Origin of the sequence: Antrihabitans stalagmiti, from assembly GCF_016482825.1 — a bacterium.
In the GTDB taxonomy this organism is placed as follows: Bacteria; Actinomycetota; Actinomycetes; order Mycobacteriales; family Mycobacteriaceae; genus Antrihabitans; species Antrihabitans stalagmiti.
The window spans coordinates 289,500-311,045 of sequence record NZ_JAEMNV010000008.1; the positions used below are offsets into that span (position 1 = coordinate 289,500).

Sequence of the window (21,546 nt, forward strand, 5' to 3'; positions counted from 1 at the left end):
AGGCAGGCGAGCAACAGATAGGCAAGCCTAACCATATCTACGCGGTGGGTGGCAACTTCGGCAACAGCGTCCGCGATAGCCTCTGCCACGAGGTCGGCCCAGCTGGTCGGCGATCGACGACGGGAGCGCAACCCATGCTCGAAGTAGTTCGAGAAGGTCCGATTCTGCATGTGTGGCTGAACCGGCCCGCGAAGCTGAACGCCCTCGACGACGACGCACTCACCGAACTCGCGGAGGTGTTCACGGGTCTGCAGCGCAGCTTCGACGTGAAAGTCGTCGTACTCGGCGGTCGAGGTCGGTCGTTCTGCGCGGGCGCAGATCTCGGCAGCCTTCCCGGCGTTTCCGGTATCGGCGAGCGGGAACGCCGGTGGCACGGCCAGGTCGGCTACCGGGCGTGCCAGGCCATTGCAGACTGCGACGTCGTAACGGTGGCGCGATTGCACGGCCATGTGCTCGGCGGCGGACTCGCTCTGGCATTGGCCTGCGACTTCCGAATAGCGACCGCCGACGCGTCTTTCGGCCTGCCCGAGGTTCAGATCGGTTTGCCATTGACGTGGGGAACGGTTCCGCGACTGGTATCCGAAATCGGCGCAGCACGAGCCCGTGACCTCGTGATGTTGGGCACGCGCATCGACACCGCAACCGCCGAGCAGTACGGAATAGTTCATCGGTCGACACCTGCCGACGGCATCGACGACGCTGTCCGCACAATGGCAGAAAGGATCGTTGCCACCCCCGAATACGCGCTGCATACGACCAAATCGCAGTTTCAGGCCTACGCCCGACCACTCGGCGACCCGACCTACAGCGACGGTGACGCGTTCATTGCCGGGACAGCGTTTCGGGACGTCTCGAACAGGGCATCTCCGAACACATGACAACAAAGCCGGAACAGTCCGACAACGGCCATGCCGACGCGGACGACGACGTCGTAAGCGACCCCGCAGACGGTTCGGCGACCGATTGGTCCGACGAGGGCGGGGCTACCAAGGAAGGTCCTGCGACGGACGCCGACACCGACTGACACCTCTTCGCATGGTGGTTCCCCTCACATCCGGGTTTCGTTTGCTCCCCACAGGGAATCCGAACTACAAGACATTCGACCGCGGCGGTATTCGATGCAACGGAGGATCACTCGATGGAGGAGAACTCGATGCAAGAAGACAATGCGGGAGTACACGCCGACGAAGACCGGACCACCCGTAGCCACGCGGGCGAGGGCATCGAAGACGCTCGCAACTTTCCCGGCTACGCGCTGGTGCTGGCAGGACTTGCGTGCCTCGCTCTAGCGTTGACGGCAGCGGGATACGGGTTCAGCGGTTGGGCTCTGATTCTCGGCGTCGCCTGCTTCCTCACGCTTGCTGCCGGTTTCGCCTGGGTGATTCTCGAGCACAAGCGTGTCAAGAACAACGAGGGTAAGAACCTGACCGACCAGGCAGGGCACTGACCCCAGCTCTACCGTCTGGACAACCTGCGGTCCGCCCGCTTGGCTTGACCTCCTATGGTCACGCAACGAAGCCGGTATCGACGCCGCACCCACTCTCGGATCTATGCAGTCGCAGGCATTCTCGCCGTTCTGCTCTCCGCGTTCGTCCCGTTCCAGGCAGGTGCGGAGCCGGCCTCGGTCGGCTACACGTGGACCGAGGACTACCTCACGACACCTGACGGAGAGCGCATCCATGTCGACGTGTTGCGCCCGGCCGGGCTTGCACCCGATGTGAAAACGCCGGTGATTCTGACCGCCAGTCCGTACCGATCCCATCTGATGTATCTGTCCGTTCCGCTGCTGAACCGTGGACCGTCGCTGGAGAACATTCCCATCGACATGTTCATGGAGCGCGGCTACACCTACGTCATCGCCGACCTCCGTGGTTACGGCGGTTCGACCGGGTGTCCCGACTGGGGTGGACCGGGTGAGCGGACGGACGTCAAGAGCGCGGTCGAGTGGGCGGCTGAACAACCGTGGTCGACCGGCAAGGTCGGCATGTACGGCATCTCCTACGAAGGCTGGACCGGCCTGATGGGCATTGCCGAACAGCCGAAAGGCCTTGCCGCCGTTGCGGCTTTCGAGCCCGTTCCCGATCCGTACGCCTACATCTACATGCAGGGCGTCTCGTGGAACTTCACAGCCAAGCCCGTCCTCGACGTGCCGATCCTGCCTGGTGAACTTGTGATCGGTACGGAACATGTCGCGATATCGCAGACTCCGGGTCGGCCCGACGACACCCCCGAATACCGCGCCGCCGCGTCGAGCACGCCACAAAGCTGCTACTCCGCCTACGTGGACGACATGCGCAACAACGATCCGAACGCGCCGTACTGGCAGGACCGAAACCTCGTCGATCGACTCCGCGGTGCCACCACTCCCCTGTTCCTGCAACAGGGCTTCGTCGACCTGAACACCCGCGCCGACCGCATCTTCGAACTGTGGAACGGTCTCGGCGATGCCGATCACCGCGCCTGGTTCGGTCAGATCGGCCATCGCACCTGCCTGACCGATTGCCGACCGACCTTCGCCGACGAGTTGTTCACCTTCTTCGACAAGCATGTTGCGGGAAAGGATGTTTCGGTTCCCGGACCGAAGATCACCGTCGGCCAGTTCGACGGACGCTGGCGCTCGGAGACACAATGGCCGCCTGCCGATGCCGCTCGGGTCCGCGCCGAACTTCGCACCGGAACCTACGTCGATCGCGGTTTCGTCAGAGCGCCGGATCGTGAAATCTGGTCTGTCACCGAGCCTCTCACGCAGCCCACGCATCTGTCCGGCACCGCCTCCATGACCGCGCAGGCACGCGGGCCCGCAAACGCGAGTCTTGCGGCGGTGGTCTACGACGTCGCGCCGAACGGTGACGCGACGGTGATCACGTTCGGCATCTCTCTTCTCGGTCCGGACGGTCGCATGAATCTACGTCTGGTCGGGCAGGATTGGCCGATTCGCGCCGGTCATCGGATTGCCGTCAAACTCACCGACACCGTCGAAGACATGTGGACACGTGCACCGACCGGCGCGACAGTGACGGTCGAGCAGGCGACGATCGAGCTGCCGCTGCTCACCCGCGAACGCCGGCCGGACCTCGAAGGCGGACCGACCGCGGGTATCGAGAAGAGGTACCGCGAGATGACCACTACCCTGGAGCCGCAGACGATCGCGAACGCGGTCATACCGTTGCAGTTGCCGAACAGGACCGATAACTAGTGGCACCAGCGCTCGATCATCTCCTCCTCGCAGTACGAGACCTCGAGCGCACGGCACGGGAATTCCGGGCGGCAGGCATCGACGTCGTCGCAGGCAGCCCACCCGGCCTGCCACACGGCGGGGTACCGACGGCATGCGCGAGGATCTCTTGCCGAAACGGGGTCGCCATCGACCTGCTGTCCTATGGCGTCAGCCCGTACGGCCAGGCGGTGCGCTTGCTCGCGAAGACGCCGGCGTGGGGTCCGCTGCGCAGTCGCGGATCGGCGGTCGAGCGCTACATCGGCGACGGTCTGGCGAGGACCGAAGGACTGATCGGGATGTCGATTCGGGTCGACGATCTCGCCGCAACCGTCCGCGCGTTGCGCGACGAGGGGTTCGACGTCGACGACCCCGCCGACTTCACCCGGACCGATGCGACAGGCGCCGAAAGCGGCTGGCGAGTTGCGGCCCCGGGCGATCCGACCTTGCCCATCCTCATCGAGAAGCTCACTCCGAGTCTCCCGACGACGGAGGCGGATCGCGGGATCGGCATCGGCTGGATCGCGGTCCGCACCGACGACACCGATCGCACCGCAACCGGTTACCGCGTAGTCCTCGGCGAACCCGAGGCGGACGGCTCGTGGCAGCTCGGACCCGTAGCGATCCGCCTGGACGGCGGTGGCCGCTCCCCCGGGTTGCCGAACCTTCGAGCCTGCCTCGGGTCGACACCGCTGCCCCGATCCGCGTCGTCGCTCGGCCTTGTCGATGCCTTCAACACCCTCGACACCCACAGCGCGGCATCGATCGATCGACTGGCACAGGCCTTGCGTCTGCAGACCGTGTCCTACGAGGACCCGACGCGGATCGACGACAGCCAGTTCGTCCAACTCGGCGAATTGCTCGAAACATCTTTTCCCAAAGCACATTCCGAACTCACCGTCGAAAAGTTCGGGCACAGTCGGCTGTACACGTGGCCGGGCACCGACCCGACGCGGGTAGCAGGTTTGTTCCTCGCACACATGGACGTCGTGCCCGTCGACGACCCGGATCGATGGACGCATCCACCGTTCAGCGGCGTCGTCGACGACGAATTCGTCTGGGGTCGTGGCGCGATCGACGACAAGAGCCGGGTACTCGCGCTGTTGGAGGCAATCGAGGGTGCGTTGACCGACGGCGTTCGACCGACCGGCACGCTCTATTTCGCTTTCGGTCACGACGAAGAGATCGGTGGCGAGAACGGTGCCTGCGTGATCGCTCGCGAATTGCTGGAGCGTGGCGTGCGTGCCGAGATCCTGCTCGACGAAGGTGGTGTGGTCACGCGCGGTGTGGTCGACGGAATCGATCGGCCGGTGGCGTCGATCATGCTCGGCGAGAAAGGTTTCGCGACGGTCCGACTTTCGACGCGCGACCTCGGCGGTCATTCGTCCATGCCGCCCAAACATACTGCGGTCGGCCGAATCTCGCGTGCGGTCGTCGCGCTCGAAGACAACCCGATGCCGTTGCTGATGTCGCCGACCGTGCTCGACATGACAAAGCGGTTGGCGCCCTTCATGTCCGAGCCACGGCGTTCGCTGCTGCGGTCGGCCGACCGATTCAGCGCTGTCATCGCGCGGATCCTCACCGCCCGCCCGCAAACCGAGGCTCTCGTTCGCACCACAACCGCTGCGACCGTGATCAGGGGTGGTGTGAAGGCGAACGTCCTACCGCAGCACGCCGAGGCCCTCGTCAACTTCCGGATCCTGCCCGGCGAATCGGTGGCCGATGTACTCGCCCACTGCCGTGCGACGATCGCCGACGACCGTGTCGACATCGAGTTGGCACCCGGCATGCTCGCCGAGCCGTCGCCGGTGTCACCGTCGGACGGCCCCGAGTTCGCACTCGTCGCCGAGTCCGCCAGAAAAGTACTTCCCGACGTCGCCGTCACGACGGGATTGGTACCGGGCGCAACCGACGCCCGGCACTACAACGACGTCGCGGCCGTCCGATTCAACTTCGCCCCGATCATCCTCGAACAGGCCGACCTGGAGCGGATTCACGGTTCGGACGAACGTATCTCGCACGAGAACTATCAGCGGCTGATCGCATTCGACCGCATTCTCATCGAGCGGCTTTGACTCCTGCGTAGGGCGATCTGCGTCCCGGCCTGAGCACGACTACGCTGGTCGACAGCCGGCCCCAACAGCGAGGAATCCCGTTGCCGTGGCGAATACTTCAGAGTTGACGATGTTCGATTGGCGTGACGAACCGACCGATTGCGACGCCGATGCGATCACCGCAGCACTCGCACCGATCACTGCCGACTACGACCTGGCATTCGGTGCGCGGCGAGTGCAGACGGCTACCTACCTCGATACCGTCGACGGGCGGTTGGGCAGTCGTGGTCTTGTGCTCACCCACGAGCGCGGTACCGACGACAACCTCGCGCTGCTCAGCAGTGAACAGGTTCTGACCGCCGTACTGCCGGAACAACCACACTGGCCCGCGCGTATCGAACAACTCCACGAATCGCCGCTACGGGACGCACTTGCCGCCGCGATGTGGATCCGCGCCGTCGGCCCGATCGCGCACGGACGGACGGTGTCCCGCGTCGTTGCCGTCCTCAATTCGGACGCGAAGACGGTTGTTCGGATCCACTGGACCGAAGTGCGCATCGACGGTCACGACGACACCGCTGTCGCACGGCTCGAGATCAAACCTCTGCTCGGCTATCAGCACGATGCGAACAACGTTGCCGAGGCCCTACGCGCCGCGGAATCCTTCGACGTCGCCGACCGAAGTTTCGTCGACACGCTGATCGGCGTCACAGCCGAACCGACCGCGACGCCGCCGCCGCCACCTATGACCGCCGAAACCCCTGCAGCAACCGCTGTCGCCACGGCACTGCACGGTTTCGCCGACGCCATCGCGGCAAACGTCGCCGGTGTCGTCGACGACGTCGACACCGAGTTCCTGCACGATCTTCGCGTCGCGGTCAGACGGACCCGGTCGATGCTCAAACTCGCGGGAGATGTTCTGCCCGACGGGTTGAAGGAACGCGTCGAACCCGATTTCCGGCTGCTCGGCGATCTGACGACGCCGACGCGCGACCTCGACGTCTACCTGCTCGACCTGCCGACCCTCGGCGATCATCTCCTCGTCGGCGAACCGACGGACCTCGTACCGTTCGGCGAGCATCTGCGCAGGCAACGCGAACTGGAGCTCCGCAAACTGGTCCGGGTGTTGCGGTCGAAACGCTTCACCGATTTCCTAGCGACGTGGCGGGAATCGCTCGACACTGTTGCAGGCGATGCGGCGGACGAAGAGGCCCCGACCGCCGGAGCGCTTGCATCGCAACGAATCATGAAGACCTACAAGAAGGTTGTCCGGCTGGCGAAGGCGATCACACCCGACTCACATCACGACGATGTGCACTCACTGCGCAAGCGTTGCAAAGAACTCCGCTACCTACTCGAGGTGTTCGGTCCGGTATGCGAACCCGAGGCACACAAGGCCACCGTCAAGGACCTGAAGAAGCTCCAGGACCTGCTCGGCGACTTCCAGGACGGTGAGATGCAAAGCGCTGGGCTGCGCGTCTTCGCCACCCAGATGCTGGAATCCCGCGAAGCCACCGTCGCCGCACCGCCCGCTGCCACTTTGCTTGCCATGGGCGAACTTTCCGCACACTTCGCGCGCCAGCAGGCAAGCGCCCGCGCCGCTCTCACCGATCAGCTCGACCGATTTCTCGGTTCGAAAGCGCGCCATCGGATAAAGGCCATGCTGCCATGAGGATGCTGCCATGAAGACGATCGCGTCGTACACGATCAAGGGCGGCGTCGGAAAAACGACCACGGCGGTCAACCTCGCCTACCTGAGTGCACTGGACGGCAACCGAACTCTGCTGTGGGACTTGGATCCCCAAGGTGCCGCCACGTTCCTGTTCCGGGTGCAGCCTCATGTCAAGGGCGGTAGCGCCAAGCTGGTCCGCGGTAAGCAGTCGGTCGAATATGCCCTCAAGGCAACCGATTTCGAAGGGCTGGATCTACTGCCCGCCGATTTCACCTACCGCAACATGGACATCGACCTGTCCCGCAGCGATCGCAAAGCAAAGCACTCGACGCGAGCAATCGCGGAGCTGCTGAAGGACCTGTCCGCGGACTACGACGTCGTCTTTCTCGATACACCGCCGAGTCTGTCGCTGGTGTCGGAGAACGTGCTGCACGCCGCCGATATCGTTGTGGTGCCCATCATTCCGACCGTCCTCGCTGCCAGAACCTTCGACCAGCTGACCGATTTCGTCGCAACGTTCGAAGGACGAAAGCCGATACTGCACGGCTTCTTTTCCATGGTCGACCGCCGAAGAGCCCTGCACCGCGAGATAGTTGCGACTTTGCCGAGCCAACGGTCCGGGGTGAGCGCAACCGCAATCCCCTCGCTGTCCGCGATCGAATTGATGTCGGTACATCGCGCGCCACTACCGTCGTTCGCACCGAACAGTCCTGCTGCGGCGGCCTACCGCACGCTGTGGGACGAGATCTCCGGGCTGCTCTGAACTCTCAGCGCAGCCGGATGTCCGCGATCACGGCCATGTGGTCCGTCCCGTCGATGTGGACGGTCCGTAGCTCGTCCGCGTGCGCTCCGCCGAGCAGAATATGGTCGATACCGATGATCGGCGGGAAGCTCTTGTCCGACGGATAGGTCCGCAGCATCCCCACGCCGACTTGGTCGGCGGAATCTTCGATGCCGGTGTCGAGCAGCTTCCGGTAGAGCGAATGATCCTGTGTCGCATTGAAATCAGCACCGACGACGACGTGCTCCGTGCTGTCGGGCACGGCGTCGAGAATGTCCCTGATCCGCTCCATTTCGCCCGACCACGGTTGCGGACCGCTTGGAAACGGCGGCACAGGGTGGAACGCGAACACCGTGACCGCCTCACCGGTCGGCAGCGTCGCGCGAGCGGACACCTGGTTCAAGATGAAGCCGTCATGGTTCACCTGGTCCGACAGTGGGTAGCGACTGTAGATGCCGGTGCCCTCGGCGCCGATGTCGGCTTCGACGTAGCGATGTGGAAGTAGTACTGCAATGCCGGCGGCGTCGAGCCGCTGAACGCTGTCCGGTGTCAGTTCGTCGATGGTGAGAATGTCGACGTCGTTCGCCATCACCTCGCGGACAACGGCGGCTGCGTCACCTTCGCCGAAGTAGATGTTGGACTGCATGATCGTCAAGGCCTGCCCTGTGCCGGGCGTACCGCTCGCGACGTAGACCGGTAGTTGCGTCGCAATGGCTGCGCCGATCGCCAACACAGCCGCACCGACTCCGATCCAATGCTTGACCAGCGCGAGCAGCAGCAGGCCCAGCACCGCCGCGATCATGACGTACGGCGCGAACGATGCCATAAGCACAAAGAAGCGACGTGACGAATCCATCCAATGCAGCGCGACGCCGAACGCCCCGATCGATACCGCGATCCAGCCGAGTCCGATCACGACTCGGCGCCCCCATCTGGTCCCCATGCCGTCCAGTATGCCGACGCGGCGGCTACTCCCCGCCGAACACCCGCTCCACCACGGCTTTTGCCCGTCGCGTCACACGCAGGTAGTGGTCGAGGAACTCGCCGCCGTCCCGATACTCGGCCCCCGCGACGTGAGCGACCGCCGTCAGGAGTCGACCTGGTCCGGGAATCTGGTCGGTCGGCTTACCTCGCACGAGGACCAGAGCGTTACGTGCCTTGGTCGCGGTAAGCCAGGCATCGCGAAGCAGGCTCACGTCGGCGGCACTGAGCAACTCGGCCGCCTCGATCGCCGTCAACGTCTCCAGCGTCGACGTATTGTGCAAGCTCGGTACCTCACGCGCGTGCTGCAGCTGGATCAGCTGAACGGTCCACTCGATGTCGGCGAGACCACCGCGCCCGAGCTTGGTGTGCGTCGCTGGATCCGCACCACGGGGTAGCCGCTCGGCGTCGACGCGTGCCTTCATCCGCCGGATCTCACGAACGGCGGTCGGCGATATCCCGCCTTCGGGGTATCTGATCTTGTCGATGACATGCAGGAACCGGATGCCGAGTTCTTCGTCTCCCGCCATTTGATGCGCCCGCAGCAGGGCCTGCACCTCCCACGCCTGGGCCCACTGCCTGTAGTACGCGTCGTAGGCCGCGAGCGTTCGCACGAGCGGACCGTTGCGGCCCTCCGGCCGCAGCCCAGCATCCACCTGCAGCGGCGGATCGGTGCTCGGTGCGCCGAGCAGCTTCGTCACCTTCTCGGCGATCGAGTTGGCCCATTTGACGGCCTGGGCTTCGTCTTCGCCTTCTTTCGGGTCGCAGACGAACAGGACGTCCGCGTCCGAGCCGTATCCGAGTTCCCAGCCGCCCAGCCTGCCCATGCCGATCACGGCAAACGTTGCGGGCGCAGGCGCACCCCGTTCGGCTTCACTCGCCTTGATCACCGATTGCAGCGACGAATTGAGCACGGCTGCCCACACCGACGACAGCGCCCGGCACACCTGTCGCACATCGAGCATGCCGAGGATGTCGGCCGACGCGATGCGGGCGAGTTCGTGCCTGCGCAGCGCTCGTGCGGCGGCAATCGCTCGTTTGGGGTCGTCGTAGCGTGCCGACGACGAGACGATCCCGCGCGCGACATCGGCCGGATTCGGACCGATCAGCAACGGACCGTTCGGACCGTCCGCGAACAGCCGGATCGCCTCAGGCGCCTTCATCAACAGATCGGGAACGTAGGCCGACGACCCGAGCACGATCATCAGGCGCTGCGCGATCGCGCCCTCGTCACGTAGCTCTCGCAGGAACCAGACCTGATCGTTCAGCGCTTCCGACACCCGCCGGTACGCGAGCAGTCCGGCGTCGGGATCCGGTGTGTCACCGAGATATTCGAGCAGGGTCGGCAACAGCAGCGCCTGGATGCGACCCTTGCGCTCGGGTCCGGCAGCGAGTGCTTTGAGGTGACCGAGCGCGTTCTCCGGCGCCAGGTAACCGAGCGCGGCGAGCTGTCGGATGGCCGCGTCGGGACTGAGTCGCAACGCTTCCTTGTCGAGCTTGGTGATCGAGTCGAGCAGCGGCCGGTAGAAGAGCTTGGCGTGCAAGCGCCGGATTCGATGAGCGTTGCGTTTGATCTCGGCGTTGAGGACGCCGAGGCTGTCGTTGCGTCCGTCCGGTCGCAGGTGTGCGGCCCTGGCGAGCCAGCGCAGCGCCTCTTCGTCCTCCGGTGGCGGCAGGGTGTGGGTCCGCTTGAGCTTCTGCAGTTGCAGCCTGTGTTCGAGCAGCCGCAGGAATTCGTAGGACGCGGTCAGGTTGGCGGAGTCGTCACGCCCGATGTAGCCGCGCGTCGCAAGCGCGGTCAACGCGTCGACCGTGCTGGTCACGTGCAGGGCGTCGTCGGTGCGGCCGTGCACCAATTGCAGTAGCTGGACGGCGAATTCGACGTCGCGCAGGCTGCCTCGGCCGAGCTTCAGTTCCCGTTCGCGGAGATCTTCCGGCACGTTGTCTTCGACGCGACGCCGCATCGCCTGGGTCTCGGGAACGAAGTCCTCACGTTCGGACGCGGTCCAGACCATCGGGAGCAACGCATCTTGATACTGCTTGCCGAGCTCCATGTCGCCTGCCATCGGACGGGCCTTCAGCAGTGCTTGGAACTCCCAGGTCTTCGCCCAGCGCTTGTAATACGCGATGTGCGAATCCAGCGAACGCACCAGAGCGCCCTGCTTGCCTTCCGGGCGCAGCGCAGCATCCACCTCGAAGAACGCGGCGTTGCCGATCCGCATCATCTCCGACGCAATTCGGCTTGCAGGCGTGTCGGCAGGCTCGGCGACGAAGATGACGTCGACATCGCTGACGTAATTGAGCTCGCGCGCACCACATTTGCCCATCGCGATCACTGCGAGCCGAGACGGGCACGGCTCGTCGGGGCACACTGTCGCGACCGCGACCGAGAGCGCTGCCGTCAGTGCGGCATCGGCAAGATCCGAAAGGTGCCTGCCGACGGTGGCGTACGGGACGACCGGCTCGTTTTCGACGACAGCCGCCACGTCGGCAGCCGCGAGCAGCATCAGCTGATCGCGATACCGTTTGCGCAACACAGGCACAACGGTCGGTCCGGTCACCGCGGCCCGGTACAGACCAGGCGACGCGTTCGGCCCCGTTTCCGGGGTCGCACCGACGGCGTCCAACATGGCGTCGCGCATCGCCTCCGGTGTTGGTAACGACGTGTTGTGCAGCAGTTTCCAGCAACCGGGGTCGAGCAGGATGTGGTCGCCGAAAGCAATCGAGGCACCGATCAAACCGAACAGGCGGCCGCGAAGCGACTTGTCCGTCCGCAGCAGCGCTTCGAGCTCGGACCAGTCGGCGCCGAGATTTTCCTGCAGTTTGACGAGCGTCTTCAACGCCAGGTCGGCGTCGGGTGCACGCGAGAGCGACCAGAGCAGTTCGATGCTGTCGGTGTCGACCCAACCGAGGGTCTGCAGATCGGCGGGAGCCGACGATTCGACGAGTCCGAGGCGCCCTGCGCTCGGCACGACGGAACGAGCGGCGGGAGGTCGAACCATACGGTCAAACCTACAGCGCGCCCGAAACCTGTGGTGCTACCGCCTCGGTGCGGCGGCCTTACAAGCCGAGGTACTCCTTGAGCTCGAACGGCGTTACGTGGCTGCGGTATTCCGCCCATTCCCTGCGCTTGTTACGAAGGAAGAAGTCGAAGACGTGCTCGCCGAGTGCTTCGGCGACCAACTCGGATTTCTCCATGGACTGCAGAGCCTCGTGCAAACTGCCCGGCAACTCCCGGTAGCCCATCGCGCGCCGCTCGGCCGACGTCAACGACCAGACGTCGTCTTCGGCCTCCGGCGGCAACGTGTAGCCCTTCTCGATACCGCGAAGCCCGGCGGCGAGCAGGACCGCGAACGAGAGGTAGGGGTTGCAGGCCGAGTCTGGGCTGCGGATCTCGACGCGACGCGACGACGCCTTGTTCGGCGTGTACATCGGCACGCGGACGAGAGCCGACCGGTTGGAGCGTCCCCACGAGACGGCCGTCGGCGCTTCGCCACCGTGAATAAGCCGCTTGTAGGAGTTGACCCACTGGTTGGTGACGGCACTGATCTCGCTTGCGTGCTCGAGAATGCCTGCGATGAATGCTCGCGCAGTATCGGAGAGCTGACCCGGGTCGTCCGGGTTGTGGAAAGCGTTGGTGTCGCCTTCGAAAAGGCTCATGTGGGTGTGCATCGCCGAGCCGGGCTGATCGCTGAACGGCTTCGGCATGAAGGTCGCGCGCACGCCCTCGTCGATCGCGACTTCCTTGACGACGTAGCGGAACGTCATGACGTTGTCCGCCATCGACAGTGCGTCGGCGTAACGCAGATCGATCTCCTGCTGGCCTGGCGCGCCTTCGTGATGGCTGAATTCGACGGAGATTCCCATCGACTCGAGCGCGTCGATCGCATGCCTGCGGAAGTTCGGGGCCTGGTCGTGCACGGCCTGGTCGAAGAAGCCGCCGTTGTCCGCCGGAATGGGCGGCGTGCCGTCGAGCGGACCGTTCTGCAGCAGGAAGAATTCGATCTCCGGATGCACGTAGCAACTGAAGCCGAGATCGCCTGCCTTGTTGAGCTGGCGGCGCAGGACGTGGCGCGGGTCGGCCCATGACGGCGAACCGTCGGGCATCGAGATGTCGCAGAACATCCTGGCGGAATGCTGGTGTCCCTTGCTCGTCGACCACGGCAAGATCTGGAAGGTCGACGGATCGGGGCGTGCGACCATGTCGGCTTCCGACACTCGCGCGAAGCCTTCGATCGCCGATCCGTCGAAACCGATGCCCTCTTCGAACGCACCCTCCAGTTCGGCAGGAGCGATCGCAACGGACTTCAGATAACCGAGCACATCGGTGAACCACAGTCGGACAAACCGAATGTCGCGCTCTTCGAGGGTGCGGAGCACGAATTCCTTTTGGCGATCCATGCCCGCGAGACTAGGCACCTAGCGTTAAATCCGTGTTACATCGTGAAATCTGTCGCATCATCGTGACGCCCACCTGCACTATCGATCGATAGAAACCGAGTTCAGCAGGTCAGGTCGGGCGCCGGCGGCGTCAAATCTGTCAAATAATCGATCACGGCATCGTCGACACACCGCTCCCCCGACGACAACGCGACGGTGTGCTGAGTACCGCGGAACGTGATCAATGCCGCGCCGAGTTGCCGAGCCAGATTCACGCCGGCCTGATAGGGCGTCGCGGGATCGTCCGTCGTCGAGACGACGACAACCTTCGCCAGACCGGGTACCGACAGGGTGTGCGGCTCGCCCGAATTCGGCACGGGCCAGAACACACACGAATCGAGCGGCGCCTGTCCTGTCCCCTTCCCGTCGTCGAGGAACGGTGCAACTTCGCGGATCCGCAGATTCGTTTCGCCGACCTTCGCGCGGTCTGTTATCCGTGGATCGTCGACGCAGCGGACCGCCTCGAAAGCGTCGTTCAGATTGGAATAGGTCCCGTCGTCGCGGCGACCCGAGTACAGATCTGCCAAGCCGAGCAGGGTGTCACCGCGCCCCTGCTGCAACTCCTTCAACCCTGTCGTCAATGGACGCCACAGCTGCGGCGAATACAGCGCCTGCAGCACACCCGTCTGCGCGTCGTTGTAGCCGAGCCCGCGCGGGTCGGTCGTACGTGCCGGTCTGTCGATGAGCGGATCGATCAAGGCTCGGAAGTTGCGGTTGGCGTTCGCGGGATCGGTACCGAGCGGGCACTGCGAACTCTCGGCACAGTCGGCTGCATAGTCGTCGAATGCCTTCTGGAAACCGGCGAACTGCTTGACGAGTTCGTCGAGCGGATCTGCCTCGGGGTCGACGGCACCGTCGAGCACCAGCGCCCTGACCCTGTCCGGAAACGCCTCGGCGTAGGCCGCGCCGATCCGCGTGCCGTAAGAGTAGCCGACGAAGTTCAGCTTGTCGTCGCCGAGCACCGCCCGAATGATGTCCATGTCGCGGACGACCTCGCGCGTCCCGACGTGGGCGAGCAGGTTCGTACCGGACCGCTCGGCGCATTTGTCGGCGACCTCTTGCTCCTCCTTCTCGGTCTCGGCGATGCCTGCGGGTGATTCGTCGATGTCGAGGTCTTGACGTTCGGCGTCGTTCTCTGCAGGCGTCAGGCACCGAATGGTCGGGGTGGACGCACCGATGCCCCTCGGGTCGAATCCGATGCGGTCGAAGCGTTCTTCGACGGCTGTCCCCGACCCGACGGTCGCCGCCATCGACAGACCGCCCAATCCCGGACCGCCCGGGTTGAACAACAGCGACCCGATGCGGTCGCCCGACGCTGGCGACCTCGAGATCGCGATCTGCGCCTCGTCACCGTCGGGTTTGTCGTAGTCGATCGGAACGGTTATCCGCGCGCACTCGAGACTCGAACTCAGCGGCTCGTCGGTTTCGAAGTCGTCGCACGAACCCCACGACGGTTTCTGCGAATAGAACTTTTCGAGACCAGGAGCGACATCGGTCGACGGGTTTGTTTCGCTGCTCTGCGCCGGTGCCGACGGTGCTGTACTGGTCGTATTCGATTCGGATCCGTCGGTGCAGCCTGCGAGCAACGCTCCGACGCAGGTACCGATGGCGATTGCTGCGACGGTTCGTTCGACGATCGGCATACCGTGATGGTGCCACGGACGCCTAGGCTTTCAGTTGTGGCTGCTGCTTGCGGCACACGGGTAGTGCGAGAGGATCGATTACATGGACCCACGACGACTCTTCCGCCGCGCACTTGCTGTGGTGGGGGTGCTCGCGGGAGCGATCGCCATCAACGAGCTTGCGGGTAAACCACTTCCGCTGCGGTGGTCGATCTTCCGATCCGCCGTCGGAGCGAACATGGCCAAGACCGGCCAGGTCGGGGACGGGCGCGAAAAAGCCGCGGTCGCATATGTTCTCGCCAACGCTCGACACGGCGACCTGGACGACGTGATTCGGGTGCTCGACGATTTCGCCCGCAATCGGCGCTTCCTGATGAACATCGGTGACGAGAAGGGCCCGATCCTCGAAAGGGCGATCACACGGTCAGCGCCAAAGGTGCTCCTCGAGGTCGGCACCTACTGCGGTTACAGCGCGCTGCGGACCATCCGCGCGATGCCCGCAGACGCGCGCTTGTTCTCGGTCGAGATCAGTCCGGCGAATGCCGCTATCGCCCGTCAGATCTGGGAGCACGCGGGCGTCGCTCGGCGGGTCACCGCAATCGTCGGCATGCTCGGCGACAGCGGCAAGACCATCGACACGCTGCGCAGGGACTACGGATTTGCCGACGGCGCTGTCGATTTCGTGTTCCTCGACCACACCAAGAGTGCCTACCTGCCCGACCTGCAACGCATCATCGAGGCAGGCTGGTTGCATCCGGGCACCGTCGTCGTCGCCGACAACGTGAAGTGGCCGGGAGCGCCCGATTACCTCGCCTACATGCGCGCGAACGAGGCCTCACTGTGGCAGACCATCGAGCACGAGGCCCATGTCGAATACCAGAAGCTGGTCAAGGACCTCGTCCTCGAGTCCGACTACCTGGGAGCGCGCACCTAACGCAAAATCGCGGAGCGAATGCGCCATCCGTCCCACAGAGCGGTACCAATGTGACATCCGCTCCGGCTAAACCAGGTCGAACACCGCCCGACCGTATGCGACGCCATTGACCTGCAGTTCCAGTGCATGTTCACCGAGGTGCAGGACACGGGTGGTCCGCGGCTGCATGGCAAACGACTTCGCGATGTCGATGCTCTCTCCCGGCTGCAGCGCACTCACCCCGATCTTGAACACCTTCGGCCGGGTCTCGCCGTTCGATTTCTGGAAATGCAGTACGAAATCGATCGCAGCTCGCACCGGTTCGGTACCACCATTGGTGACGCGCCCAGTGAATCGAACCGAGTCACCGAGCGCGACGACGGACTCGTCGACGGTCGGACCATCGACGACGAACTCCGCACCCGTGAACCCCATGACCTCGAGCGCCCTCGGGTGTCCCTTCTTGACCAGGGTGCGCAGCGCGTGCCGCGAGACGCGCTGTGTGTTGTCGTCGGGTGCGGACAACCAACCGGCCGCGATCTCCGCCGCGACGTCGGGGTGGTCACGGCTCAGGTCGTTGACGTGGTTCGCTGCCGACCGCCGAACGTACTCGGACTCGTCGCGATAGAGCTGATCGACGATGGCACGGGTGTACGGCCGACCGACCAACGCGGGAACCCCCTTCGCCCACGGCAGATGCGATCGAGTGCCCTCGCTGGCCAACCGTCGCACGTGCTCGTCGGGGTGGCTCGTCCACGTCTCGGCGATGCCGATCGCTCGCTCCAGACGCGCGGCGAGCATTGCTCGGATCGCGAACTCCCCCGTGAATCGTGTCGTGAGGAGTGCAAGGACCGCCATCGCGTCGTCGAACTCGCGGACCCGATCGGTCGCAAGAGCTCGATCGACGACGGCCTCGGACACAGGCCACAGCATCCAGCCGCGCAATTCCTCGTCGGCGAAGGCATCGCGAACCAGCCGAGCGGTACGGGCATAAGAGTCCGGGAGGTCGACCAGCAACGCATCGCGTACGACGTCGACCCGCTGACGAAGCTTCCTGCCATCGACGGACCCAGCCGCGACGACCAGGGCATCAGGTCGAAACCCCGCATTGCCGAGCAACCGGGACAGCTCGCCGACCACCGCTTCGTCGATGAGCTCGTCCATCGCTCCCACTGCTGACCCTCGGATCTCTCACGTGGCCGAATGTGACCAACGGCACGAGCCACTGTGCTTCGAATGCTCACCTGCTGGTGGCAGACTCGACTATGTCATCACCCACCCGGGGACCCGTACAGGGCCTCGAGGCTAGAAAGGGACAAAGATGTCCGATTCACAGATGTCAGAAACCAATGCATACGGATCTGCCCCGGCCGCTACTGCCAAGCGCAAGACGCGGGTCCATCATCTGCAGGCAATGAAACAGTCGGGCGACCGTTGGGCCATGCTCACCGCCTACGACTATTCGAGCGCCAAGATTTTCGAAGAAGCCGGCATCCCAGTTCTTCTGGTCGGCGATTCCGCTGCCAACGTCGTCTACGGCTACGACACCACTGTTCCGATCACCATCGACGAGCTGATTCCGCTGGTTCGCGGCGTGGTTCGCGGTGCGCCCAACGCGCTCGTCGTTGCCGACCTCCCCTTCGGCAGCTACGAATCCTCGCCGGAGCAGGCGCTCGCCACAGCGACGCGCTTTATGAAGGAAGGTCTCGCGCACGCCGTCAAGCTCGAAGGCGGCGAACGAGTGGCTGCGCAGATCGCGACGATCACGGCGGCGGGAATCCCCGTCATGGCCCACATCGGCTTCACACCGCAGAGCGTCAACACCCTCGGTGGTTTTCGCGTGCAGGGTCGCGGCGACGGCGCCGAGCAACTCGTCGCGGACGCGATCGCTGTTCAGGAAGCGGGCGCATTCTCGGTCGTCATGGAGATGGTGCCCGCGGAATTGGCCGGCCAGGTCACCCGCAAGCTGACCATTCCGACCGTCGGCATCGGCGCAGGCCGTGAGTGCGACGCACAGGTGCTCGTCTGGCAGGACATGGCGGGCTACACCTCCGGCAAGACCGCGAAGTTCGTCAAGAAGTTCGGCCGAGTCGGCGACGAGCTTCGCAACGCTGCTCTTGCCTACGCCGACGAGGTCTCACGTGGCACGTTCCCCGCGGAGGAGCACAGCTTCTGACTCCGCCGTCGGCCCAACCGCTCCTGGATTGGGCTACAAGGGAATTGAGTCGGCGATCGATAGGGGTCGTCGACTCGGACCAACCGCGAACCCGACCGTGGTCGACGATCGTACGAATCACGACCGATGCCGGGGCGATGTACGCGAAGGCAAACGCACCAGGCTTCGCTCACGAAGGTCCGCTCGTCGAGTGGCTCGCGCAGCACGTACCCGACGACGTCGTCGCACCGTTGGCGATCGACGCGGCTCGGGGCTGGGTGCTCAGCCCCGACGGCGGACCGACCTTCGACGTCGGGTCCGGCGACTGGACCGACATCGTCGCCTCCTACGTTCGCCTGCAAAAGCAGGTAGCACCCGCCGTGGACGAACTGCGAGGTATCGGCGTTCCCTATTTACCGCCTTCGGCGTTGAGCGCGTTCTATCGCCGAACAGCGGACGCCACAGCCGAACTCGCGCCTGCCGTAGCTCACTACGCGGCGATACTCACCGACTCGCGGCGAATCACTCTCGAACACAACGACCTCCACGCCGGCAACGTCTTCGGCGGCGGGCAATTCTTCGACTGGGGCGACTCGGTGCTCACGCACCCGTTTCTGTCGTTGCGCATGCTCGAAGGTGATTGGCGGCAACAGTATTTCGACGCGTGGGGCGAACCCGTCGACCAGCGAGAACTCGATGCCGCCGAGCGGCTCGCACCGTTAGTTGGATTACACCCCTGGACTCACATCGACCCGCTGACCGGGCCATGGGCAGAGTTCGTCGCCGACCTGCACGCTCGGCTGCGGCGTTCGCTCACCCTTTGATGGCACTATCGGTGGCAAGCAAGCTCCACACCAACAGAGCATGAGGTGCCTTATGTCGGTCCGTCCGAACGCAATTGCGTGCCTGGTCGGCGCGCTGGCCACAGTCGGCGTCGCGGCCGGTTGCACGAGCCCCGCCACCGACGATGCCTCGACCAACTCCTCGCTGACTGTCCCAAGTTCAGGAGTGCCGCAGACGTCGACGGTCCCTGGCCCGCCTGCAGGTGCGGTGAACCTGTCCGACCAAGCCAAGCAGCAGTTGTGCACAGACCTCGAGATCCCGCTGTCGGACTGGCGAGTCCAGGGCCCGACGCTCGGCAGGCCCGGCCTGCTGATCCTCGTCAATCAGTGGGCGCTCGGCGCCGGCGGACCAGGTCTCAATCTGCAGATCGCCAACGATCGCTCGATCGTCGACACCATCACAACCGAAACCTGCCCGGACATCCGCAGGCAGGCGATCGAGGCGCTGAACCTGCCCGATCTCGCTTCCGGCCTCATCGGCCGCTGAGCGGGGACGCCGTCATGCGCCACCTCTATCCCGAGATCGAACCGTACGAGACCGGCTTCCTCGAAGTCGGTGACGGACAACGGATCTACTGGGAATGCAGCGGAAATCCGACGGGCAAGCCTGCTGTGTTTCTGCACGGCGGTCCAGGCGGTGGCACCGCACCGTTCAACAGGCAGTTCTTCGATCCGCAGGCATATCGGATCGTGCTGTTCGACCAACGCGGGTGCGGGAATTCGACGCCGCACATTGCCGACGGTGCTGACCTTTCGGTCAATACGACGCAACACCTCGTCGCCGATATCGAGGCACTGCGGCTGCACCTGAGCATCGATCGGTGGTTGGTGTTCGGCGGTTCGTGGGGTTCGACGCTTGCGCTCACCTACGCCCAAGCACATCCGGATCGGGTGACCGAACTTGTGTTGCGCGGCATTTTTCTGTTGCGGCGCACAGAAATCGATTGGTACTACAACGGCGCGGCGGGCAACGTGTTCCCGGAACTGTGGGAGCAATTCGTTGCGCAGATACCGCAGGCCGAACGCGACGGCGACTTCGTCGAGGCCTACCACCGTCTGCTGAACTCCCCCGACCGCGCTGTCGCGACCGCCGCCGCCGTTGCCTGGTCGACCTGGGAGGGCGCGACAAGTGCATTGCTGCCCAAGCCCGATCGTGTTGCGCAGACGGCAGAACCACGGTTCGCGCTGGCCTTCGCGGTGATCGAGAACCACTACTTCCACAACCGCGGCTTCCTGGAAGACGGGCAACTGCTCGCGCAGATCGACGCGATGTCGCACATCCCCGGCGTCATCGTGCAAGGTCGCTACGACATGGTGTGCCCGGCCACGAGTGCGTGGGAACTGCACAAATCCTGGCCGGCATCACAGCTGCACATCGTCGACGACGCTGGTCATGCAGCCAACGAGCCAGGCATCACCCACCACCTCGTCGAGGCGACGGACCAGTTCCGCTAGCTCAGGACCTGTAGGCGAACGAGACCACCCGCGTACGAACGTCCGCAGTGGCGAGTTCGACCTGCACGGACGCGCCCTCGGGCGGTTCACCTGTGCATTTGGCCAACACCGGCGGATCCTCGACGAAGATTTCCGCGTCGCGTTTGCCGTCGGCTTCGCGTACGACGACGGCGGCAAACCGCTGTCCGACTCGATGCGCGAGCAGTACCGCCTCGGTGAGGTCGATGCAGGCTCGGTCGACCTTGTTCGCCTGCGAATCGGACGCGCGCATCACGTCTGCGAGGTCGGCCAGTGCGGTCCGCGCCCACGCCGGAATCTCTGTGCCCGCGCTGGCTGCGAGACATACCTCGGTCGAGAATCGGTCCGACAACCTCCGCAGCGGTGCTGTGACATGCGCGTACGGCGCACCGATACCGCTGTGCACGGTGAGCTCGGGTAGCTCACCGTCGAACGCTGCATAACCAGCGCCACGTAGCAGCGTGGTCGCCTCGGTCATCAGCACCAGAGTGGTCGGCGCGTTCGGATCCAGTTCGGCAAGCAACGCTCCGATCGGCCTGTCGGCCTGCCATTCGATACCGAGGGCCGCCGCGGTACGGCGGATCGACGCCAGTGCGTCGGATTCGGCGGGTGGCAGCGTCCTGAGCAGTCCGACCTTGGCTTCGATCATCAGCGACGCCGCGCACATGCCGGTCAGCAGTGAGATCTGCGCATTCCAGTCGTCGGCCTTGGTGTGCGGATGTAGTACGAGTCGCCACGATCCGTCGGTGTCGTCCTCGACGACCTCCTGATCTGGCAATTTCAGCTCGATCGCCCCACGGGCAGCGGCAATCGCCGACCGCAGGCGACCAACGTCGGGTAACGCCTCGATCGATGGATGCAGGGTCCCCGCGTCGGCGGCGGCCTGGACCCCTTCGTAATCGAACCGCGCGACGGAACGAACCGTGGCTCGCCGCACATCGAAACGGACTGTCTCCCCGTTCCTGTCGAGTTCGATCGTCCACAACGCTGCCGCCCGAACCAGTTCCGGCAGCAGACTTGCCGAGCCTTCCGACAGTTCCCGCGGATGCAGCGGCAACGACCCGTCGGGCAGGTAGAACGTCTGACCCCGGCGGCGCGACTCCTGATCGAGCGCGCTGCCGGGTACCACCATCGCTCCGACGTCGGCGATCGCGTAGCTCACCACGAAACCAGTGTCGGTACGCGCGATATGGACGGCCTGATCGAGATCCATCGACGTCGGCGGATCGATGGTCACCAAGGGCAGATCGGTGCGATCCTCGCGTTGGTCCGAACAGCTGTCCGAGGCATCGCGCGCCTCTTGCACTGCGGCCTCCGGATAGTCCTCTCCGAGGCCGAACTCGGTTCTTACTACACCGAAATCGATTGTGCGCGCGGCAATTCGACTCATGGTCACGAT

The 21,546-nt window shown here is 64.5% G+C and carries 18 protein-coding genes; 12 read left to right on the forward strand and 6 right to left on the reverse strand.

The annotated features are described in order from the left end of the window. The first annotated feature begins 134 nt into the window (after positions 1-134). The 7 genes from JGU71_RS23225 (at position 135) to JGU71_RS23255 (ending at position 7,703) form a co-directional block, all read left to right on the forward strand. A complete protein-coding gene (locus JGU71_RS23225; protein ID WP_199706868.1) occupies positions 135-878 on the forward strand; it encodes an enoyl-CoA hydratase/isomerase family protein in 744 nt (247 codons plus the stop codon). Then, positions 875-1,024, forward strand: a complete 150-nt coding sequence (locus tag JGU71_RS23230; RefSeq protein ID WP_199706869.1) for a hypothetical protein — start codon at positions 875-877, stop codon at positions 1,022-1,024. Before JGU71_RS23225 ends, JGU71_RS23230 begins: the two co-directional genes overlap by 4 nt. Before the next feature lie 114 nt (positions 1,025-1,138). After that, complete coding sequence (locus JGU71_RS23235) at positions 1,139-1,447, forward strand: hypothetical protein (RefSeq protein ID WP_199706870.1); 309 nt, start codon at positions 1,139-1,141, stop codon at positions 1,445-1,447. Positions 1,448-1,501: 54 nt separating this feature from the next. After that, entirely contained in the window at positions 1,502-3,196 is a 1,695-nt protein-coding gene (locus JGU71_RS23240; protein ID WP_199706871.1) for a CocE/NonD family hydrolase, read from the forward strand. Further along, positions 3,196-5,289 (forward strand): M20/M25/M40 family metallo-hydrolase, encoded by a 2,094-nt coding sequence (locus JGU71_RS30450; protein ID WP_199706872.1) that lies wholly within the window; start codon positions 3,196-3,198, stop codon positions 5,287-5,289. The genes JGU71_RS23240 and JGU71_RS30450 overlap by 1 nt, the downstream gene beginning before the upstream one ends. Positions 5,290-5,374: 85 nt before the next feature. Continuing rightward, the gene (locus JGU71_RS30455; protein ID WP_199706873.1) at positions 5,375-6,940 is read left to right on the forward strand and encodes a CHAD domain-containing protein; all 1,566 of its coding nucleotides are present in this window, start codon (positions 5,375-5,377) and stop codon (positions 6,938-6,940) included. A gap of 10 nt (positions 6,941-6,950) precedes the next feature. Continuing rightward, complete coding sequence (locus JGU71_RS23255; RefSeq protein WP_199706874.1) at positions 6,951-7,703, forward strand: ParA family protein; 753 nt, start codon at positions 6,951-6,953, stop codon at positions 7,701-7,703. A 4-nt stretch (positions 7,704-7,707) separates the two neighbouring features. On the opposite strand, the gene JGU71_RS23260 is transcribed toward JGU71_RS23255, so the two are convergent. From JGU71_RS23260 to JGU71_RS23275, 4 genes are all read right to left on the reverse strand, one after another. Next, positions 7,708-8,664 (reverse strand): endonuclease/exonuclease/phosphatase family protein, encoded by a 957-nt coding sequence (locus JGU71_RS23260; protein WP_233529936.1) that lies wholly within the window; start codon positions 8,662-8,664, stop codon positions 7,708-7,710. A 25-nt stretch (positions 8,665-8,689) separates the two neighbouring features. Then, on the reverse strand, positions 8,690-11,704 hold the full coding sequence (locus JGU71_RS23265; RefSeq protein WP_199706875.1) for a bifunctional [glutamine synthetase] adenylyltransferase/[glutamine synthetase]-adenylyl-L-tyrosine phosphorylase: 3,015 nt from the start codon (positions 11,702-11,704) through the stop codon (positions 8,690-8,692). Between the two features lie 58 nt (positions 11,705-11,762). After that, positions 11,763-13,103, reverse strand: coding sequence for a glutamine synthetase family protein (locus JGU71_RS23270; RefSeq protein ID WP_199706876.1), 1,341 nt, complete (start codon positions 13,101-13,103; stop codon positions 11,763-11,765). Positions 13,104-13,204: 101 nt separating this feature from the next. Then, positions 13,205-14,785, reverse strand: a complete 1,581-nt coding sequence (locus JGU71_RS23275) for an alpha/beta hydrolase (RefSeq protein ID WP_199706877.1) — start codon at positions 14,783-14,785, stop codon at positions 13,205-13,207. Positions 14,786-14,867: 82 nt separating this feature from the next. Here JGU71_RS23275 and JGU71_RS23280 point away from each other — a divergent pair, with 82 nt between their 5' ends. Beyond that, positions 14,868-15,698, forward strand: a complete 831-nt coding sequence (locus tag JGU71_RS23280; protein WP_199706878.1) for an O-methyltransferase — start codon at positions 14,868-14,870, stop codon at positions 15,696-15,698. A 66-nt stretch (positions 15,699-15,764) separates the two neighbouring features. On the opposite strand, the gene JGU71_RS23285 is transcribed toward JGU71_RS23280, so the two are convergent. Beyond that, a complete protein-coding gene (locus tag JGU71_RS23285; protein WP_199706879.1) occupies positions 15,765-16,841 on the reverse strand; it encodes a DNA alkylation repair protein in 1,077 nt (358 codons plus the stop codon). 172 nt (positions 16,842-17,013) lie between these two features. Between JGU71_RS23285 and panB the strand changes: the two genes are divergently transcribed. From panB to pip, 4 genes are all read left to right on the forward strand, one after another. Continuing rightward, entirely contained in the window at positions 17,014-17,853 is an 840-nt protein-coding gene (gene panB / locus JGU71_RS23290; RefSeq protein WP_372433218.1) for a 3-methyl-2-oxobutanoate hydroxymethyltransferase, read from the forward strand. A gap of 137 nt (positions 17,854-17,990) precedes the next feature. Further along, the gene (locus JGU71_RS23295; RefSeq protein ID WP_199706881.1) at positions 17,991-18,656 is read left to right on the forward strand and encodes a phosphotransferase; all 666 of its coding nucleotides are present in this window, start codon (positions 17,991-17,993) and stop codon (positions 18,654-18,656) included. Between the two features lie 52 nt (positions 18,657-18,708). Next, a complete protein-coding gene (locus JGU71_RS23300; protein ID WP_233529937.1) occupies positions 18,709-19,161 on the forward strand; it encodes a hypothetical protein in 453 nt (150 codons plus the stop codon). A gap of 14 nt (positions 19,162-19,175) precedes the next feature. After that, the gene (gene pip, locus JGU71_RS23305) at positions 19,176-20,129 is read left to right on the forward strand and encodes a prolyl aminopeptidase (RefSeq protein ID WP_199706883.1); all 954 of its coding nucleotides are present in this window, start codon (positions 19,176-19,178) and stop codon (positions 20,127-20,129) included. Position 20,130: 1 nt separating this feature from the next. Here pip and JGU71_RS23310 read toward each other — a convergent pair whose 3' ends face one another. Beyond that, positions 20,131-21,537: an RNB domain-containing ribonuclease gene (locus JGU71_RS23310; RefSeq protein WP_199706956.1), complete on the reverse strand. Its 1,407-nt coding sequence runs from the start codon at positions 21,535-21,537 to the stop codon at positions 20,131-20,133. Between the last annotated feature and the right edge of the window lie 9 nt (positions 21,538-21,546).

Bases quoted from the DNA above. Each gene is read 5' to 3' on its own strand.
- JGU71_RS23225 (WP_199706868.1), top strand. From the start codon at position 135: ATGCTCGAAGTAGTTCGAGAAGGTCCGATTCTGCATGTGTGGCTGAAC.
- JGU71_RS23230 (WP_199706869.1), top strand. From the start codon at position 875: ATGACAACAAAGCCGGAACAGTCCGACAACGGCCATGCCGACGCGGAC.
- JGU71_RS23235 (WP_199706870.1), top strand. From the start codon at position 1,139: ATGGAGGAGAACTCGATGCAAGAAGACAATGCGGGAGTACACGCCGAC.
- JGU71_RS23240 (WP_199706871.1), top strand. From the start codon at position 1,502: ATGGTCACGCAACGAAGCCGGTATCGACGCCGCACCCACTCTCGGATC.
- JGU71_RS23255 (WP_199706874.1), top strand. From the start codon at position 6,951: ATGAAGACGATCGCGTCGTACACGATCAAGGGCGGCGTCGGAAAAACG.
- JGU71_RS23260 (WP_233529936.1), bottom strand. From the start codon at position 8,664: ATGGGGACCAGATGGGGGCGCCGAGTCGTGATCGGACTCGGCTGGATC.
- JGU71_RS23265 (WP_199706875.1), bottom strand. From the start codon at position 11,704: ATGGTTCGACCTCCCGCCGCTCGTTCCGTCGTGCCGAGCGCAGGGCGC.
- JGU71_RS23270 (WP_199706876.1), bottom strand. From the start codon at position 13,103: ATGGATCGCCAAAAGGAATTCGTGCTCCGCACCCTCGAAGAGCGCGAC.
- JGU71_RS23275 (WP_199706877.1), bottom strand. From the start codon at position 14,785: ATGCCGATCGTCGAACGAACCGTCGCAGCAATCGCCATCGGTACCTGC.
- JGU71_RS23280 (WP_199706878.1), top strand. From the start codon at position 14,868: ATGGACCCACGACGACTCTTCCGCCGCGCACTTGCTGTGGTGGGGGTG.
- JGU71_RS23285 (WP_199706879.1), bottom strand. From the start codon at position 16,841: ATGGACGAGCTCATCGACGAAGCGGTGGTCGGCGAGCTGTCCCGGTTG.
- panB (WP_372433218.1), top strand. From the start codon at position 17,014: ATGTCAGAAACCAATGCATACGGATCTGCCCCGGCCGCTACTGCCAAG.
- JGU71_RS23295 (WP_199706881.1), top strand. From the start codon at position 17,991: ATGTACGCGAAGGCAAACGCACCAGGCTTCGCTCACGAAGGTCCGCTC.
- JGU71_RS23300 (WP_233529937.1), top strand. From the start codon at position 18,709: ATGTCGGTCCGTCCGAACGCAATTGCGTGCCTGGTCGGCGCGCTGGCC.
- pip (WP_199706883.1), top strand. From the start codon at position 19,176: ATGCGCCACCTCTATCCCGAGATCGAACCGTACGAGACCGGCTTCCTC.
- JGU71_RS23310 (WP_199706956.1), bottom strand. From the start codon at position 21,537: ATGAGTCGAATTGCCGCGCGCACAATCGATTTCGGTGTAGTAAGAACC.